General features: G+C 70.2%; 13 protein-coding genes. 3 read left to right on the plus strand and 10 right to left on the minus strand.

What is annotated here, in order from left to right; translation table 11 throughout:
• Positions 1 to 21: 21 nt before the first annotated feature.
• From prcB to arc, 4 genes are all read right to left on the minus strand, one after another.
• A complete protein-coding gene (gene prcB / locus ACFYNX_RS23095; RefSeq protein ID WP_125659031.1) occupies positions 22 to 861 on the minus strand; it encodes a proteasome subunit beta in 840 nt (279 codons plus the stop codon).
• A 161-nt stretch (positions 862 to 1,022) separates the two neighbouring features.
• Positions 1,023 to 1,235, minus strand: coding sequence for a ubiquitin-like protein Pup (locus tag ACFYNX_RS23100; RefSeq protein ID WP_030213091.1), 213 nt, complete (start codon positions 1,233 to 1,235; stop codon positions 1,023 to 1,025).
• A gap of 159 nt (positions 1,236 to 1,394) precedes the next feature.
• Positions 1,395 to 2,906 (minus strand): depupylase/deamidase Dop, encoded by a 1,512-nt coding sequence (gene dop, locus ACFYNX_RS23105; protein WP_365540002.1) that lies wholly within the window; start codon positions 2,904 to 2,906, stop codon positions 1,395 to 1,397.
• 187 nt (positions 2,907 to 3,093) lie between these two features.
• Positions 3,094 to 4,860: a proteasome ATPase gene (arc, locus tag ACFYNX_RS23110; RefSeq protein ID WP_365540003.1), complete on the minus strand. Its 1,767-nt coding sequence runs from the start codon at positions 4,858 to 4,860 to the stop codon at positions 3,094 to 3,096.
• A 240-nt stretch (positions 4,861 to 5,100) separates the two neighbouring features.
• Between arc and ACFYNX_RS23115 the strand changes: the two genes are divergently transcribed.
• Positions 5,101 to 5,412 (plus strand): ferredoxin, encoded by a 312-nt coding sequence (locus ACFYNX_RS23115; protein ID WP_125659024.1) that lies wholly within the window; start codon positions 5,101 to 5,103, stop codon positions 5,410 to 5,412.
• A 4-nt stretch (positions 5,413 to 5,416) separates the two neighbouring features.
• Here ACFYNX_RS23115 and ACFYNX_RS23120 read toward each other — a convergent pair whose 3' ends face one another.
• The 3 genes from ACFYNX_RS23120 to ACFYNX_RS23130 form a co-directional block, all read right to left on the minus strand.
• A complete protein-coding gene (locus tag ACFYNX_RS23120; RefSeq protein ID WP_388663712.1) occupies positions 5,417 to 5,995 on the minus strand; it encodes a hypothetical protein in 579 nt (192 codons plus the stop codon).
• A gap of 323 nt (positions 5,996 to 6,318) precedes the next feature.
• Positions 6,319 to 7,206: a tRNA (adenine-N1)-methyltransferase gene (locus tag ACFYNX_RS23125; RefSeq protein WP_383402348.1), complete on the minus strand. Its 888-nt coding sequence runs from the start codon at positions 7,204 to 7,206 to the stop codon at positions 6,319 to 6,321.
• Between the two features lie 18 nt (positions 7,207 to 7,224).
• Positions 7,225 to 8,358, minus strand: coding sequence for a site-2 protease family protein (locus ACFYNX_RS23130; protein ID WP_388663936.1), 1,134 nt, complete (start codon positions 8,356 to 8,358; stop codon positions 7,225 to 7,227).
• Positions 8,359 to 8,711: 353 nt separating this feature from the next.
• Between ACFYNX_RS23130 and ACFYNX_RS23135 the strand changes: the two genes are divergently transcribed.
• Both ACFYNX_RS23135 and ACFYNX_RS23140 read left to right on the plus strand, forming a co-directional pair.
• On the plus strand, positions 8,712 to 9,602 hold the full coding sequence (locus tag ACFYNX_RS23135) for a RecB family exonuclease (protein WP_388663938.1): 891 nt from the start codon (positions 8,712 to 8,714) through the stop codon (positions 9,600 to 9,602).
• 71 nt (positions 9,603 to 9,673) lie between these two features.
• On the plus strand, positions 9,674 to 10,348 hold the full coding sequence (locus tag ACFYNX_RS23140) for a response regulator transcription factor (RefSeq protein WP_030213079.1): 675 nt from the start codon (positions 9,674 to 9,676) through the stop codon (positions 10,346 to 10,348).
• A gap of 72 nt (positions 10,349 to 10,420) precedes the next feature.
• Here the strand turns inward: ACFYNX_RS23140 and ACFYNX_RS23145 are convergent, their stop codons facing one another.
• The 3 genes from ACFYNX_RS23145 to ACFYNX_RS23155 form a co-directional block, all read right to left on the minus strand.
• Entirely contained in the window at positions 10,421 to 12,004 is a 1,584-nt protein-coding gene (locus ACFYNX_RS23145) for an ABC transporter substrate-binding protein (protein WP_388663715.1), read from the minus strand.
• 64 nt (positions 12,005 to 12,068) lie between these two features.
• Positions 12,069 to 13,658 carry an ABC transporter substrate-binding protein gene (locus ACFYNX_RS23150; RefSeq protein WP_365540007.1) on the minus strand — a complete coding sequence of 530 codons (1,590 nt, stop codon included), beginning with the start codon at positions 13,656 to 13,658 and terminating at the stop codon, positions 12,069 to 12,071.
• Positions 13,659 to 14,100: 442 nt separating this feature from the next.
• Positions 14,101 to 14,799, minus strand: coding sequence for an HAD family hydrolase (locus tag ACFYNX_RS23155; RefSeq protein ID WP_388663717.1), 699 nt, complete (start codon positions 14,797 to 14,799; stop codon positions 14,101 to 14,103).
• Positions 14,800 to 14,817: the final 18 nt, after the last annotated feature.

Below are 14,817 nucleotides of genomic sequence, written 5' to 3' on the forward strand. Positions count from 1 at the left end.
GGCTTCTGGAGCGACGAGTGGTCAGAGCAGGGCGGCGCGCGGCCCGTCGGGCTGCTCGAGCCGTCGCTCGGTGACCGACCGGGCCAGCTCGGAGGACTCGGCCTCGGTGAGCCTGCGGAAGCCCTCTTCGGTGATGACGGTGACGATCGGGAAGATCCGGCGGGCCAGGTCCGGGCCGCCGGTCGCGGAGTCGTCGTCCGCCGCGTCGTACAGCGCCTGCACGACCAGCGTGGTGGCCTGCTGCTCGGTGAGGTCGTCGCGGTAGAGCTTCTTCATCGAACCGCGCGCGAAGATCGAACCCGAGCCGGTGGCGGCGAAGCCGTGCTCCTCGGAGCGACCGCCGGTCACGTCGTAGGAGAAGATCCGGCCCTTCTCCTTGCCCTCGTCCCAGCCCGCGAAGAGCGGCACGACGGCGAGGCCCTGCATGGCCATGCCGAGGTTGCCGCGGATCATGGTGGACAGGCGGTTCGCCTTGCCCTCCAGGGAGAGCGTCGCGCCCTCCACCTTCTCGAAGTGCTCCAGCTCCAACTGGAACAGCTTGACCATCTCCACCGCGAGGCCGGCGGTGCCGGCGATGCCGACCGCGGAGTACTCGTCGGCCGGGAACACCTTCTCGATGTCCCGCTGCGCGATCATGTTGCCCATGGTCGCGCGGCGGTCGCCGGCGAGGACGACTCCGCCGGGGAACGTGGCGGCCACGATGGTCGTGCCGTGGGGGGCCTCGACGATGCCCTCCGGAAGCTTCCGGTTGCCGGGGAGCAGATCCGGCGAGTGCGCGGACAGGAAGTCCATGAACGAGGACGAGCCCGGCGTCAGGAAGGCCGCCGGCAGACGCCCGGTGCTACGAGGGTTGGCTTCCACGCGATTCCTTCCGGGTGGGAGAGTCGGCCCGCCGTGCGGAGCGCGGGCCGATCTTGCTTGCTGTGCACGGACCTTACCCGTGCCACGGCCTGTCATCCGTCCCCGGACCCACGGCTTCGTCCGGGGCTCCGGGGACGGAGGACGACAGGTGCGCGAGGCGGCTACTCGCCGCCCTTCTGCACGAACGATCGAACGAAGTCCTCGGCGTTCTCCTCCAGGACGTCGTCGATCTCGTCCAGGACGGAGTCCACGTCCTCGCTCAGCTTCTCCTGGCGCTCCTGGAGGTCGGAGCTCGCCTCCGTGGTGGTCTCCTCGACCTCCTCCGTGGAGCGCGTCGCCTTCTGCTGTCCGCCGCCGGTGTCCTTGGTCGCCATATCCCTCACCCCGCTCGAATCGGCCCGCTCGGTTGAGTCCTTGCAAGATCAGACCCTATAGGCAGGGTCCGTCTTCGGCCTCGTGGTTTCCACAAGCCCGGGCACTGGTTCCATGATTCCCAGCACCGGGGCGTTTCAGGCTTCTCCGGGGCTCCCGGTTCAGTTGCCCGAGAGCACGCGCACCAGTTCCTCCGCCGTGCGGCAGCGGTCCAGGAGCGATTTCACGTGCGCCTTGGTGCCCCGGAGGGGCTCCAGGGTCGGGACGCGCTGGAGCGAGTCCCGGCCCGGCAGGTCGAAGATCACCGAGTCCCAGGAGGCCGCGGCGACGTCGTCCGCGTACTGCTCCAGACAGCGGCCCCGGAAATAGGCCCGGGTGTCCTCGGGAGGCGCCGTCTGGGCCCGCTGCACCTCGGTCTCGTCCAGGAGCCGCTTCATGCGCCCGCGGGCCGCCAGACGGTTGTAGAGGCCCTTGTCGGGGCGCACGTCCGCGTACTGGAGGTCCACCAGGTGCAGCCGGGCGGCGTCCCAGTCCAGGCCGTCGCGGCGCCGGTAGCCCTCCATGAGCTCCCGCTTGGCGATCCAGTCGAGCTCGCCGGCCAGGCTCATCGGATCGTTCTCCAGCCGGTTGAGGGTGTCCTCCCACCGGACCAGGACGTCCTTGGTCTGCTCGTCCGCGTCCGCGCCGTACCGCTCCTCCACGTACTTCCTGGCCAGCTCGAAGTACTCCATCTGGAGCTGTACGGCGGTGAGTGTCCGGCCGCTGCGGAGCGTGATCAGGTACTGGAGCGAGGGGTCGTGCGAGACCTGGTGGAGGGTGCGCACCGGCTGGTCGACGGCGAGGTCGACGGTGATGAAGCCGTCCTCGATCATCGACAGGACCAGCGCGGTGGTGCCCAGCTTGAGGTAGGTGGAGATCTCCGAGAGGTTCGCGTCGCCGATGATGACGTGCAGGCGGCGGTAGCGCTCGGCGTCGGCGTGCGGCTCGTCCCGGGTGTTGATGATGGGCCGTTTGAGGGTGGTCTCCAGGCCCACCTCGACCTCGAAGTAGTCGGCGCGCTGGCTGATCTGGAAGCCGTTCTCCCGCCCGTCCTGGCCGATGCCGACGCGGCCCGCGCCGGTCACGACCTGGCGGGAGACGAAGAAGGGGGTCAGGTGGCGCACGATGTCCGAGAAGGGGGTCTCCCGCTTCATCAGGTAGTTCTCGTGCGTGCCGTAGGACGCGCCCTTGTTGTCGGTGTTGTTCTTGTACAGGTGGATGGGCTGGGCCCCGGGAAGCTGGGCGGCGCGCTCGGCCGCCTCGGCCATGATCCGCTCGCCGGCCTTGTCCCAGAGGACGGCGTCACGGGGGTTGGTGATCTCGGGGGAGCTGTACTCCGGGTGGGCGTGGTCCACGTAGAGCCGGGCCCCGTTGGTGAGGATCACGTTGGCGAGGCCGATGTCCTCGTCGGTGAGCTGGCTGGAGTCGGCCACCTCGCGGGCGAGGTCGAAGCCGCGGGCGTCCCGCAGCGGGTTCTCCTCCTCGAAGTCCCAGCGGGCGCGGCGCGCCCGGTGCATCGCCGCCGCGTAGGCGTTGACGATCTGGGACGAGGTGAGCATGGCATTGGCGTTCGGGTGTCCGGGGACGGAGATCCCGTACTCCGTCTCGATGCCCATTACTCGCCGTACGGTCATGCGGCCCTCCTTGCCCGGCGGCGCTCACTGTGCGCGACTCGGCGGTACCGAAGAGCCTAGAGCGGCTCCGCGCTGGTGGGGAGATCGTTTGCGGTATTTCCCTGAGCCCGTGGTGCCGGGGAAATGCTGGACGGAATGCGTCGGCTGCGGATGCCCGGTCTCCGGACATCCGCAGCCGGTGGGCGTTCTACAGGTACTGGCCGGTATTGGCCACCGTGTCGATGGAGCGCCCGGTGTCCGCGCCCTGCTTTCCGGTGACGAGCGTGCGGATGAACACGATCCGTTCGCCCTTCTTTCCGGAGATGCGGGCCCAGTCGTCGGGATTGGTGGTGTTGGGCAGGTCCTCGTTCTCCTTGAACTCGTCCACGCACGCCTGGAGGAGGTGGGAGACCCGGATGCCCTTCTGGTTGTGGTCGAGGAAGGCCTTGATGGCCATCTTCTTGGCCCGGTCGACGATGTTCTGGATCATCGCGCCGGAGTTGAAGTCCTTGAAGTACAGGACTTCCTTGTCGCCGTTGGCGTACGTGACTTCGAGGAAGCGGTTCTCCTCGGACTCCGCGTACATCTGCTCGACGACGGACTGGATCATCCCGTGGGCCGCGGCGGCCTTGGAGCCGGCGTGCTCGGAGACGTCGTCCTCGTGCAGCGGCAGGTTGCCCGTGAGGTACTTCGCGAAGATGTCCTTCGCCGCCTCCGCGTCCGGACGCTCGATCTTGATCTTGACGTCGAGCCGGCCGGGCCGCAGGATCGCGGGGTCGATCATGTCCTCGCGGTTGGAGGCGCCGATGACGATGACGTTCTCCAGGCCCTCCACGCCGTCGATCTCGGCGAGCAACTGCGGGACGATGGTGTTCTCCACGTCCGAGCTGACACCGGATCCGCGGGTGCGGAAGAGGGATTCCATCTCGTCGAAGAAGACGATGACGGGAGTGCCCTCGCTCGCCTTCTCCCGCGCACGCTGGAAGACGAGGCGAATGTGCCGCTCGGTCTCGCCGACGTACTTGTTGAGGAGCTCGGGGCCCTTGATGTTGAGGAAGTAGGACTTCCCCGCGGGCTGACCGGTCACCTCGGCGACCTTCTTGGCCAGGGAGTTGGCCACGGCCTTCGCGATCAGCGTCTTGCCGCAGCCGGGCGGGCCGTAGAGCAGGATGCCCTTCGGCGGCCGCAGTTCGTGCTCCTTGAAGAGGTCCGGGTAGAGGTACGGGAGCTCGACCGCGTCGCGGATCAGTTCGATCTGGTTGCCCAGACCGCCGATCTTCTCGTAGTCGACGTCCGGGACCTCTTCGAGGACGAGCTCTTCGACCTCGCTCTTGGGGACCACCTCGTACACGTAGCCGGACCGGGGGTCGAGCAGCAGGGCGTCGCCGGAGCGGATGGTGACGTCCAGCAGGGGCTCGGCGAGCCTCACCACCCTCTCCTCGTCCGTGTGCCCGACCACCAGGGCGCGCTCGCCGTCCTCGAGGATCTCCTTGAGGGTGACGATGTCGCCGGCGCGCTCGAACTCCATGGCCTCGACCACGTTGAGCGCTTCGTTGAGCATGACCTCCTGGCCGCGCCGGAGCTCTTCGAGCTCGATGCTCGGGCTGACGTTCACCCGGAGCTTGCGACCACCCGTGAAGATGTCGCACGTGCCGTCCTCGTTCGCCTGCAGGAAGACACCGAAGCCGGCCGGCGGCTGCGCGAGCCGGTCGACCTCCTCCTTGAGGGCCACGATCTGGTCGCGGGCCTCACGGAGCGTGTTCGCCAGGCGTTCGTTCTGCGTGGACACGCCGGCCAGGTTGGTCTGCAGCTCGACGATCCGCTCTTCGAGAATCCTCGTATGGCGCGGAGAGTCGGCGAGCTTGCGGCGCAGGACGGCGATTTCCTGCTCGAGATAGGCAACCTGACCGGCGGGGTCTTCAGACCCTCGCCCCGGCCGGATGCCGCGGTTGATGTCGTCGTCGTGGGCTGCCACGGTCCTCACCTCCTCCAAGGGGAGCTGGACGCTTCCTGACCCTACCTGCGTGGGTGGCGATTGAAACCCCTAGATCAAAAAGACTCCGGGGTGTGTCCGATCTTCACCCTTGCGCTTCCCCTCTCGCCAGGGGAATACCCACCCTTCACCGTCTGAAAGCGGGCGGTTGTATCGTCGTCATTGGCCAACACCCGCCAAGGGTGGCCCGACTTAACGCGCGAAGCAGAAACGGCAGGAGATATGACCGTGCAGAACGAGGCCCCGGCGACGGGCGCCGACGAGGCCCTGGAGGTCTGGATCGACCAGGACCTGTGCACCGGGGACGGGATCTGCGCGCAGTACGCTCCCGAGGTCTTCGAGCTCGACATCGACGGGCTCGCTTATGTGAAGAGCGCCGACGACGAGCTCCTCCAGGACACGGGCGCCACCACCCCCGTGCCGCTCCCGCTGCTCCAGGACGTGGTGGACTCCGCGAAGGAGTGCCCGGGCGACTGCATCCACGTGCGCCGGGTCGCGGACAAGGTCGAGGTGTACGGCCCCGACGCGGAGTGACGGGTCAGGCGCTCCGCGCCTCGTCCCGGCCGGCGCGGACGAAGGCGCCGCTCCGCCAGCGCCAGCTCACCTGCTCCTTCTCGTCCGGGCAGCAGCGGGGCACGTCGAGGGACGAGTAGCCGAGCAGGGTGGCGAACACCGTCCCGTCGCGTACGGCCAGCTCGGTGACGCTCCGGTGCTGGTCCGGCGCGACGAGGGTGGCCACCACGCGCGCGGGTGCGTTCGTCCCCCGGCCGCGGGTGAGGACGTAGACGCCGCTCGGCGGGGTGCCGGAGCCGGCTTCGCAGTGCACGACCGCAACGGTCTCGGGGGTCCCGTCGCCGTCGAGGTCCCCGGAGGCCCGCTTGGCGACCGTGTGGGGGGCTCCCGCGCACTCCAGGGGGTAGGAGGCCGCCGCGGCCTCGGGCGCGGGTGCCGGGCGCGGGGCGGGGGCCGCCGTGACGGTGGCCCCGGCGGGACCCGGCTGGAACAGTCCCGCGAGGGCGACGACCGCGGCGGTCGCGGTGGCGGTGGCCAGCCAGTGCATCGGCCCGGCGTGGGTGTGCGCGAGGTCGGCGAGGTCCGGGGCGGCGGGGAGCTGCACGCGAGACGTCTCCTGTGGGGTGGTGCGGCGAGGGTTTCCGGCATCGTGCCACACGTCACAGGGGGACGGAACACGTGGGGTGAACGGCGGACGGCCGTCTCCCGGCGGGGCCGCGCCGCCTTCCCGATCCCGTGGGCCGGCGCCGGGGGCGCGGACCTGCCCGGGGGCCCCGGATCCTTCCCCGGGGCCCGGACCGCTCCCGGGGCCCCGGCCCTCCCCCGGGTCTCGAACCCTTTCCCGGAGGTCTCGAACATGAGGACGCCGCCGCCGAGTTCCTCCCGGGGGCGGGAACTCGGCGGCGGCGTGCCGCGGATGTCGGGACGTCAGCCCTTGTTGGGGCCCTCGTAGTCCTCGCCGTAGGCGCCCTTGGCGGGGCGGCGGCGGCGCATCGGGGGCTCGACCCCGTCCGCGAGGCGGCGGGCGGTGACGAGGAAGCCGGTGTGGCCGATCATGCGGTGGTCGGGGCGGACGGCGAGGCCCTCCACGTGCCAGTTGCGGATCATGGACTCCCAGGGCTGCGGCTCGGCGTAGCAGCCGAACTCGCGGATGGACTCCACGGTGCGGGCGAGCTGGGTGGTAGTCGCCACGTAGCAGCAGAGGATGCCGCCGGGGACGAGGGCCTTGGAGACGGCCTCCAGGCACTCCCAGGGGGCCAGCATGTCCAGGATGACGCGGTCGACGTCGGCGTCGGAGAGGTTGTCCTGGAGGTCGCCGACGGTCAGTTGCCACGCGGGGTGGGGGCCGCCGAAGTAGCGCTCGACGTTGCCCTTGGCGATCTCGGCGAAGTCCTCGCGGCGCTCGTAGGAGTGCAGCATGCCGCTGTCTCCGATGGCGCGCAGGAGGAAGCTGCTCAGCGATCCCGAGCCCACCCCGGCCTCCACGACGCGCGCGCCGGGGAAGATGTCGGCGAAGGCCAGGATCTGCCCCGCGTCCTTGGGGTAGACCACGGCGGCGCCGCGGGGCATGGACAGGACGTAGTCGGGGAGCAGGGGGCGCAGCGCGAGGTAGGCGACGTTTCCGGTGGTGCGGACAACGCTGCCCTCGGGGGCACCGATCAGTTCGTCGTGCGGGAAAGAACCCTTGTGGGTGTGGAAGTTCTTTCCCTCTTCGAGCGTGAACGTGTAGTGACGGCCCTTGGGGTCGGTCAGCTGAACCTGGTCCCCGACCTTGAAGGGCCCGCGTCGGCGGGCGGCACCGGTCGGTTCGGACATGTGACCAGAGTACCGGGGTCAGGAACCCGGTCGTGCCATGGCCCTGACGAAGGCCCGTTCGACGTCCGCGGTGGAGAGGACGCCGTAGATCTCGCCGGTCTCCTCGACGACCAGGTACTCGGTGGCCGGGCTGGCGCGGAGGTGGTCGAGGAGGGGCTGCCCGGTGAGCTCGGCCGGGACCCGCATGCCGTCGGCGAGGTCCTGGGAGAGGGTGCTGACGGCGACCCAGGGGCGCCGGTGCTGGGGCACGGCGGCGATGGCGGCCTCGCGGACGATGCCGGTGGGCTCGCCGGCGGCGTCGACGACGACCAGGGCGCGGGCGCCCGACTCGTTGGCGCGGCGGAGGGCCTCGGAGAGCGGGGTGACGGGCTCCACGGGGATGGCGCGCCGGGTGAGGGAGCGGGCCCCGAGCTCGGGCAGGTGCTCGCGCAGCCGGGCCATGCGGAGGCTGTTGCCGGCGCCGGTCCAGATGATGGCGGCGAGGATCGCGGCGAGCAGGGCGTCGGTGACGGTGTCGAAGCCGCTGATGTCCTCGGTGGAGTTGCCGAGGAGGCCGGTGCGGGTCAGCAGGGGCAGGCCGACGAGGACGAGGACGGCGAGCGCGCGGCCGACCCAGGCGGCGGCGACGGTGCCGCTCATGGGCTTGCCGGTGATCTTCCAGACGACGGCGCGGAGCATCCGGCCGCCGTCGAGCGGGAGGCCGGGGAGCAGGTTGAAGACGGCGACGATCAGGTTGGAGATCATCAGGCCGGCGAGGAGGACGCCGGGGACGGTGCCGGGCTCGACGGCGTACAGGGAGAGGTAGAACAGGCCGGCGAGGACGAGGGAGAGGAGGGGGCCGACGAAGGCGAGGACGAACTCGCGGCCGGGGGTCTCGCTCTCCTTCTCGATCTCGGAGACGCCGCCGAAGAACTGGAGCTGGATGCGGCGCACGGGCAGCTTGAAGCGGAGCGCGGCGATCGTGTGGGCCAGCTCGTGGACGAGCACGGAGGCGTAGAAGGCGACCGCGAAGAAGAGGGAGACGAGGTAGCGGGCGGCGCCGAGGTGGGGCAGGACGCGTTCGATCTGGTCGCCGAAGACCCAGGTGATCAGGGCGGCGACCAGGAACCAGCTAGGGGCGACGTAGACGGGCACGCCGAAGGGTCGGCCCATGAGGATGCCTCCGCCGGGCTCCTCGGTCCGCTGCGGCTTGGGCTCGTCCTGGTTCACGGGTTCCTTTCGTCGCGCCGGTGTGACCCGCGTCGGTGCGTCACGGTTCGATCATGCAGTGCGACGGGGTCCCGGGTCGATGGTATGCGTCCGGTTGTCGGTGGCGGGTCGTAGGGTCGTGGTCATGAGTACGAGCGAGCGGGTGCCGGCGGAGCCGGGGGTGTCTTGTCGATCGGGCCGGATCAGGGAGCGGTGTCCGGTGCCGTGCCTCGCGAGGCGGAGGAGGGAGGCATGGCGGAGCCATGGCGAGTGACGACAACGCGGCGAGGTGCGGCACCGGACACCGCGAGCCCGGCATGATCGACAAGACACCCCCGAGACCGCCCATGTCGTTGTCGCCCTCGCGGGCGAGCGATTTCATGCAGTGTCCGCTGCTGTACCGGTTCCGGGTGATCGACCGGCTGCCGGAGAAGCCGAGTCCGGCGGCGACCCGGGGCACGCTGGTGCACGCCGTGCTCGAGCGGCTCTTCGACGATCCGGCGGCGGAGCGGACGGCGCCGCGGGCGAAGGCGATGGTGCCGGGGCAGTGGGAGCGGCTCCTGGCGTCGAAGCCGGAGCTGGGCGAGCTGTTCGCGGAGGATCCGGAAGGGGAGCGCCTCGCGGGCTGGCTGGGCGAGGCGGAGCGGCTGGTCGAGCGGTGGTTCACGCTGGAGGACCCGACGCGCCTGGAGCCGGCCGAGCGCGAGCTGTTCGTGGAGACGGAGCTGGATTCGGGGCTGCGGCTGCGCGGGGTGATCGACCGGATCGACGTGGCGCCCTCGGGCGACGTGCGGATCGTCGACTACAAGACGGGCAAGGCGCCGCGGCCGGAGTACCGGGACGGCGCGCTGTTCCAGATGACCTTCTACGCGCTCGTGGTGCGGCGGCTGAGGGGCGTGGTCCCGAGGCGGCTCCAGCTCGTGTACCTGGGCAGCGGGGAGGTGCTGACGTACGACCCGGTGGAGGCGGACCTGCTGCGGGTGGAGCGGAAGCTGCTCGCGTTGTGGGAGGCGATCCGGCTGGCGACGGAGACGGGCGACTGGCGGCCGCGGCCGACGAAGCTGTGCGGCTGGTGCGACCACCAGGCGGTCTGTCCGGAGTTCGGCGGGACTCCCCCGGTCTATCCGCTGGAGATCGTTCCGGTGCGGCCGCCGGAGTCGGGCGAATCCGGGCAGGGCAGAATGGACCCGGCCCCGCCCGCACCGTAGGGGCCCGCCCGTACCCCGGGGACCGGTCAGGACCGTGAACCCCGTGGGTCCAGCCCCGTGAAGGAGCCCCCGTGACGATCCGCGTCCTCCTGGTCGACGATCAGCCGCTGCTGCGCACCGGCTTCCGGATGATTCTGGAGGCGGAGCAGGACATCGCGGTGGTGGGTGAGGCCGGGGACGGCCTCCAGGCGCAGGAGCAGGTGCGCGCCCTCCAGCCGGACGTGGTGCTCATGGACATCCGGATGCCGCGGATGGACGGGGTGGAGGCGACCCGGCAGATCACCGGTCCGGGCCGGGACGGTCCGGCGAAGGTCCTCGTCCTGACCACCTTCGACCTGGACGAGTACGTGGTGGAGGCGCTGCGGGCCGGGGCGAGCGGTTTCCTCCTGAAGGACGCCCCGGCGAACGAGCTGGTGCAGGCGATCCGGGTGGTGGCCGCGGGCGAGGCGATGCTGGCGCCGTCGATCACGCGCCGGCTGCTCGACAAGTACTCGGCGCACCTGCCGACGGGTGAGGAGCAGGTGCCGGACACGCTGGGCACCCTGACCGACCGTGAGGTGGAGGTGCTGAAGCTGGTGGCCCGGGGCCTGTCGAACGCGGAGATCGCGGCGGACCTGTTCGTCAGCGAGACGACGGTGAAGACGCACGTGGGCCACGTGCTGACGAAGCTGCGGTTGCGGGACCGGGTGCAGGCGGCGGTGTACGCGTACGAGAGCGGTCTGGTGCGGCCCGGCGGCAACCAGTAGCGGCGCGGAGGACGGCGGAGGGGCCCGGCGCGTCCGCGCCGGGCCCCTCCGCCGTGGGGGGACTGTCCCGCGTCAGCTCTTGCGGAGCTCCCAGAAGCGGAAGACGGTCGAGGCGTCGAGGGTCCATTCGAGGCCGGTGACGCCCGTGCGGGAGACGGCGTACTGCTTGCCCTGCCAGAGCGGCAGCAGGGGCAGTTCCTCGGCGACGATGTCCTGGACCTTCGCGTACTCGTCGGCGGTGCCGGCGCGGTCGGCCGCGGCGGCCGTCTTGGGGAGGAGGCTGCCGGTGATCTCGGCGTTCTCGTAGTGGTTGCCGAGGACGTTGCCCTTGCCGAAGAAGGGGGCGGTGAAGTTGTCGGCGTCGGGGTAGTCGGGGACCCAGCCCTTGACGTAGACGCCGTACTTGCCGGCCGCGATGTCCTTCTCGTACTGCTCGAAGGCGACGGACTTGACGTCGGCCTCGAAGAGGCCGCTGGCGTTGAGCTGGCCGGCGATGGCCTTGAGCTCCTGGTCGGTGGCCGGGCCGTAGCGGCTGGGGGTGGACCAGAGGGTGAGCTTCACCTTGTCGGTGATGCCGGCCGCGCGCAGGGCCTTCTTCGCCTTGGCCGCGTCGGGGGCGCCGTAGGTGTCGTAGAAGGCGGTGTTGTGGCCGTTGATGCCGGCCGGGACGATCGAGTAGAGCGGGGTGGCCGTCGACTTGTAGACGTCCTCGACGAGGGCCTCGCGGTCGACGAGGTGGGCGATGGCCTGCCGGACGCCGAGCTTGCCGACGACCGGGTCCTTCATGTTGAAGACGAGGTGCTGGACCTCGGCGCTGCTGCCCTGGACGACCTCGATGCCCCGGTCGTCGGTGGTGTCGGAGGTTTCGAGGGCGGCGATGTCACCGGCGGAGAGGCCTCGGTAGGCCACGTCGATCTGGTCGTCGGCGAGGGCCTTGGCGAGGGCGGAGCGGTCGCCCCGGTAGAGCTTGAGGGTGACCGCGTCGCCCTTGCGCTTGGCGGTGCCGCGGTAGGAGGAGTTGGCGGAGAAGGTGGCCTCGGTCTCGCTGAGGGAGTCCAGCTTGTAGGGGCCGGAGCCGGTGGCCTTCCCGTCGGTGCGCAGCGCGTCGGCGGGGTAGTCCCGGTGGTCGACGATGGAGCCGGCGCCGGAGGCGATCTTGTTGGGGAAGGTGGCGTCGGGGACCTTGAGGCGGAAGACGACGGTCTTCTCGTCGGGGGTGTCGATGGTGTCGATGCCGGCGAGCAGGGGCGCCGGACCGTTCGGGTCGGCGATCTTGATGGCCCGCTCGAAGGAGAACTTGACGTCCTCCGAGGTCAGCTTGTTGCCGTTGGAGAAGGTGAGGCCGTCCCGCAGGGTGCAGGTGTAGACCTTGCTGCCGGCGGAGAAGGCGCACTCGTCGGCGGCCTCGGGCTCGGGTTCGAGACCGCCCTTGGGGAAGGCCAGGAGGGACTGGAAGACGTTGTTGAACAGCAGCCAGGAGCCGGGGTCGTAGCCGGCCGCCGGGTCGGTGGCGAGGATCTCGTCGGACATGCCGACGCGTATGCCGTCACCGGAGCCGCCGGAGCCGCCGCCCTGTTCGGTGCCGCAGCCACTGAGGAGGGCGGCGGACAGGCCGGCGGCGAGCGGGGCCGTCAGCCACTTGTTGTGTGCCTTCACAGTCGTGCCTCTTGATCTCTTGCCAGACCGGCCGCGCGGGCGCGCGGCCGGGACAACGAAGGGGTCAGGCGGTGCCGCGACCCAGTTCCCAGAGCAGCAGGTCGGAGGAGGTGTTGAGCGCGTACTCGACTCCGTTGAGGTCGTTGCGGGCGGCAACGTACTGCTTGCCCTGCCACAGGGGCAGGACGGGGACGTCCTCGGCGACGATCTTCTGGATCTGCGCGTAGACGGGGGCCGCGGCGGTGCGGTCGGCCTGGCGGCGCGAGCGCGGGATGAGCTGGTCGCGGACGACCTTGTTCACGTACGGCGTGTTGAGGAAGTTGTCGCTGTCCAGGAAGGGCGCGATGTAGTTGTCCGGGTCCGGGTAGTCGGGGAACCAGCCGAGACCGTAGACGGCGTAGTCGCCGCGCTTCTGGGCGGTGCGGAAGGTGGACCACTCGGCGCCCTTGACGGTGACGTCGAAGAGCTCGCTGGCGGTGAGCTGCTTGCCGAGCGCCGCGAACTCCTGGGCGGTCTCGGCGCCGTAGTGGTCGGTGGTGTAGTTCAGGGTCACCTTGACGGGGGTCTTGACGCCCGCCTTCTCCAGGATCCGGGCGGCCCGGTCGCGGTCGGGCTCGCCGTACGCGTCGAAGAAGGGGGTGGCGTGGCCGGTGATGCTGGAGGGGATCAGGGAGTAGAGCGGCTGGGCGGTGGGGCCGTAGACGAGGTTGACCAGGGCGCCCCGGTCGACGACGGCGGCCATCGCCTGGCGCACGGCCTTCTGCTCGACGGAGGGGGCCTTGGTGTTGAAGCCGAGGTAGCGGATCTCCAGGCCGGGGACCTCGACCATCTGGATGCCGTCCTTGGGCTTCTCGGTGAGGTCCTTGATCTGCTTCTGCGACAGGGAGCGGGCCATCATGTCGATGTCGGCGCTCTCCAGGGCCTTGCCCATGGCGGTCGAGTCGGCGAAGGGGCGCAGCTCGACCCTGTCGTTGCGCGCGGTGATGTCGCCCTTGTACTTCGGGTTCCTGGTGAAGACGAAGCGGCTGACCTTGTCGCCCTCGCGCTCGACCTTCATGGTGTACGGGCCCGAGCCGTCGACGTCGAAGCCGTCGCGGAGCTCGCCGGCGGCGTACTTGTCCTTGCTGAGGATGCCGGCGACCGGGGTGGAGAGCTTGTACGGGAAGGTGGCGTCGGGGGTCTTGAGGTGGAAGACGATCCCGTCGGTGCCCTGGACCTCGACGGTGTCGATGTTCGCGAGGAGGGCGGCCGTTCCGTTGTCCGACTTGATCTTCAGGACGCGCTCGATGGAGTACTTGACGTCCTCGGCGGTGACGGGGGTGCCGTCGGCGAAGGTGAGGCCGGAGCGGAGCGTGCAGCGGTAGCTCTCGCTGGCCTTGTCGGAGAAGCCGCAGCTCTCGGCCGCCTCGGGGACGGGCTCGCCACCCTCCCGGGGCACGTGCAGCAGGGTCTGGACGGTCTGCCGCAGGACGTTCCAGGCGCCGGTGTCGTAGGCGTAGGCCGGGTCGAGCGGGGCGGGGGCGTCCTCGGTCGCGACGAACTGGTCCGTGGTGCCGACCACGATGGCCCGGTCGCCCTCGGAGCCGCCGCAGGCGGCGAGCAGGGGGGCGAGCAGACCGGCCACGGCCGGGAGCACCAGGGTCTTGCGGTTCATCGGGGACGATCTCCTCATCCGGCACTGGGTTACAGCGGTCAGTGACACTCCGCCGCCTGCCGCCCGGTCGGGGCGGGAGCGATCGGGCCGGGTGTTGCGATCGGTCCTGTGTTCACGGCGACTTGGGTGTGCGCCGGTGCACGCGGTTATGCGGCGAAGTACTCGCGAAAGATTAGTGGGCCGCGCCCCTATTGCCGGACCACCGCCGGGGGCCGGGGTAATCGCACAGTGATCATGAATGCGTGCGGTTCGATAGTCATGCGCCGGACGATGCGGACGGGCGCGAGCGAATCGGGGCACATGGGGACGCCGAAAGCGCACATTCCGGATGAGGAACGGAGACAGGCCACCTGCCGTCCGGCACTCTGAGTGACCAAGGTCACGCAGAGGCCTTTTCGGCAAATGGCCTGATCGTTTTCCTGCGGGAAAGCTCAGTGAAAGCTCAGATTCCCGTGATCAATGTGCGGAGAAAGGGCACGTCGACCTCTTCGAGGGAGCGCACGACGACCCGGCCCGGGGAGGGCGCGATCGGGGCGACGGAGGGCACGGCGACGACCCGGCAGCCCGCCGCCTCGGCCGCAGCGACGCCGGTCGCCGTGTCCTCGATGACGGCGCAGAGCGTGGGGTCGGCCCCGACCCCCTCGGCGGCCGTCAGGTACGGCTCGGGGTGCGGCTTGGTCCGTACGACCTCGTCCCCGGCGACGGTGAGGGAGAAGCGGTCGGGGCCGAGCGAGGCGAGGACCCGGTCGATGATCCGGCGGTGCGAGGCGGAGACCAGGGCGGTGGGGATGGAGTGCCGGGCCAGCTCGGAGAGGAGCCGCTCGGCGCCGGGCATGAGCGGGACGCCCCGCGCGATGCGCTGCTCGAACTTCTCGTTGAGGAGGACGGTCAGCTCGGGGAGGGTGATGTCGGCGCCGGTGGACTCGATGAGGTAGCCGGCGCTGCGGGTCATCGGCCCGCCGACCACCACGTCCCGCCAGGCCTCGTCGAGCCGGTGCCCGAGGTCGGCGAAGACCTCGACCTCCGCGTCCCACCAGAAGCCCTCCGTGTCGACGAGGGTCCCGTCCATGTCGAGGAAGACCGCCTGGAGGGCGGAGCTGCCGTTCGTACGGAACAGGGACGCGGGAACCGTACTGGTCATCCGGCACACCTCCATGAA

The organism is Streptomyces sp. NPDC007872, assembly GCF_042868165.1.
Taxonomy (GTDB): Bacteria; Actinomycetota; Actinomycetes; order Streptomycetales; family Streptomycetaceae; genus Streptomyces.

Bases quoted from the DNA above. Each gene is read 5' to 3' on its own strand.
- ACFYNX_RS23125 (WP_383402348.1), bottom strand. From the start codon at position 7,206: ATGTCCGAACCGACCGGTGCCGCCCGCCGACGCGGGCCCTTCAAGGTC.
- ACFYNX_RS23100 (WP_030213091.1), bottom strand. From the start codon at position 1,235: ATGGCGACCAAGGACACCGGCGGCGGACAGCAGAAGGCGACGCGCTCC.
- ACFYNX_RS23150 (WP_365540007.1), bottom strand. From the start codon at position 13,658: ATGAACCGCAAGACCCTGGTGCTCCCGGCCGTGGCCGGTCTGCTCGCC.
- ACFYNX_RS23115 (WP_125659024.1), top strand. From the start codon at position 5,101: ATGACCGTGCAGAACGAGGCCCCGGCGACGGGCGCCGACGAGGCCCTG.
- ACFYNX_RS23155 (WP_388663717.1), bottom strand. From the start codon at position 14,799: ATGACCAGTACGGTTCCCGCGTCCCTGTTCCGTACGAACGGCAGCTCC.
- ACFYNX_RS23135 (WP_388663938.1), top strand. From the start codon at position 8,712: ATGATCGACAAGACACCCCCGAGACCGCCCATGTCGTTGTCGCCCTCG.
- dop (WP_365540002.1), bottom strand. From the start codon at position 2,906: ATGACCGTACGGCGAGTAATGGGCATCGAGACGGAGTACGGGATCTCC.
- ACFYNX_RS23130 (WP_388663936.1), bottom strand. From the start codon at position 8,358: ATGGGCCGACCCTTCGGCGTGCCCGTCTACGTCGCCCCTAGCTGGTTC.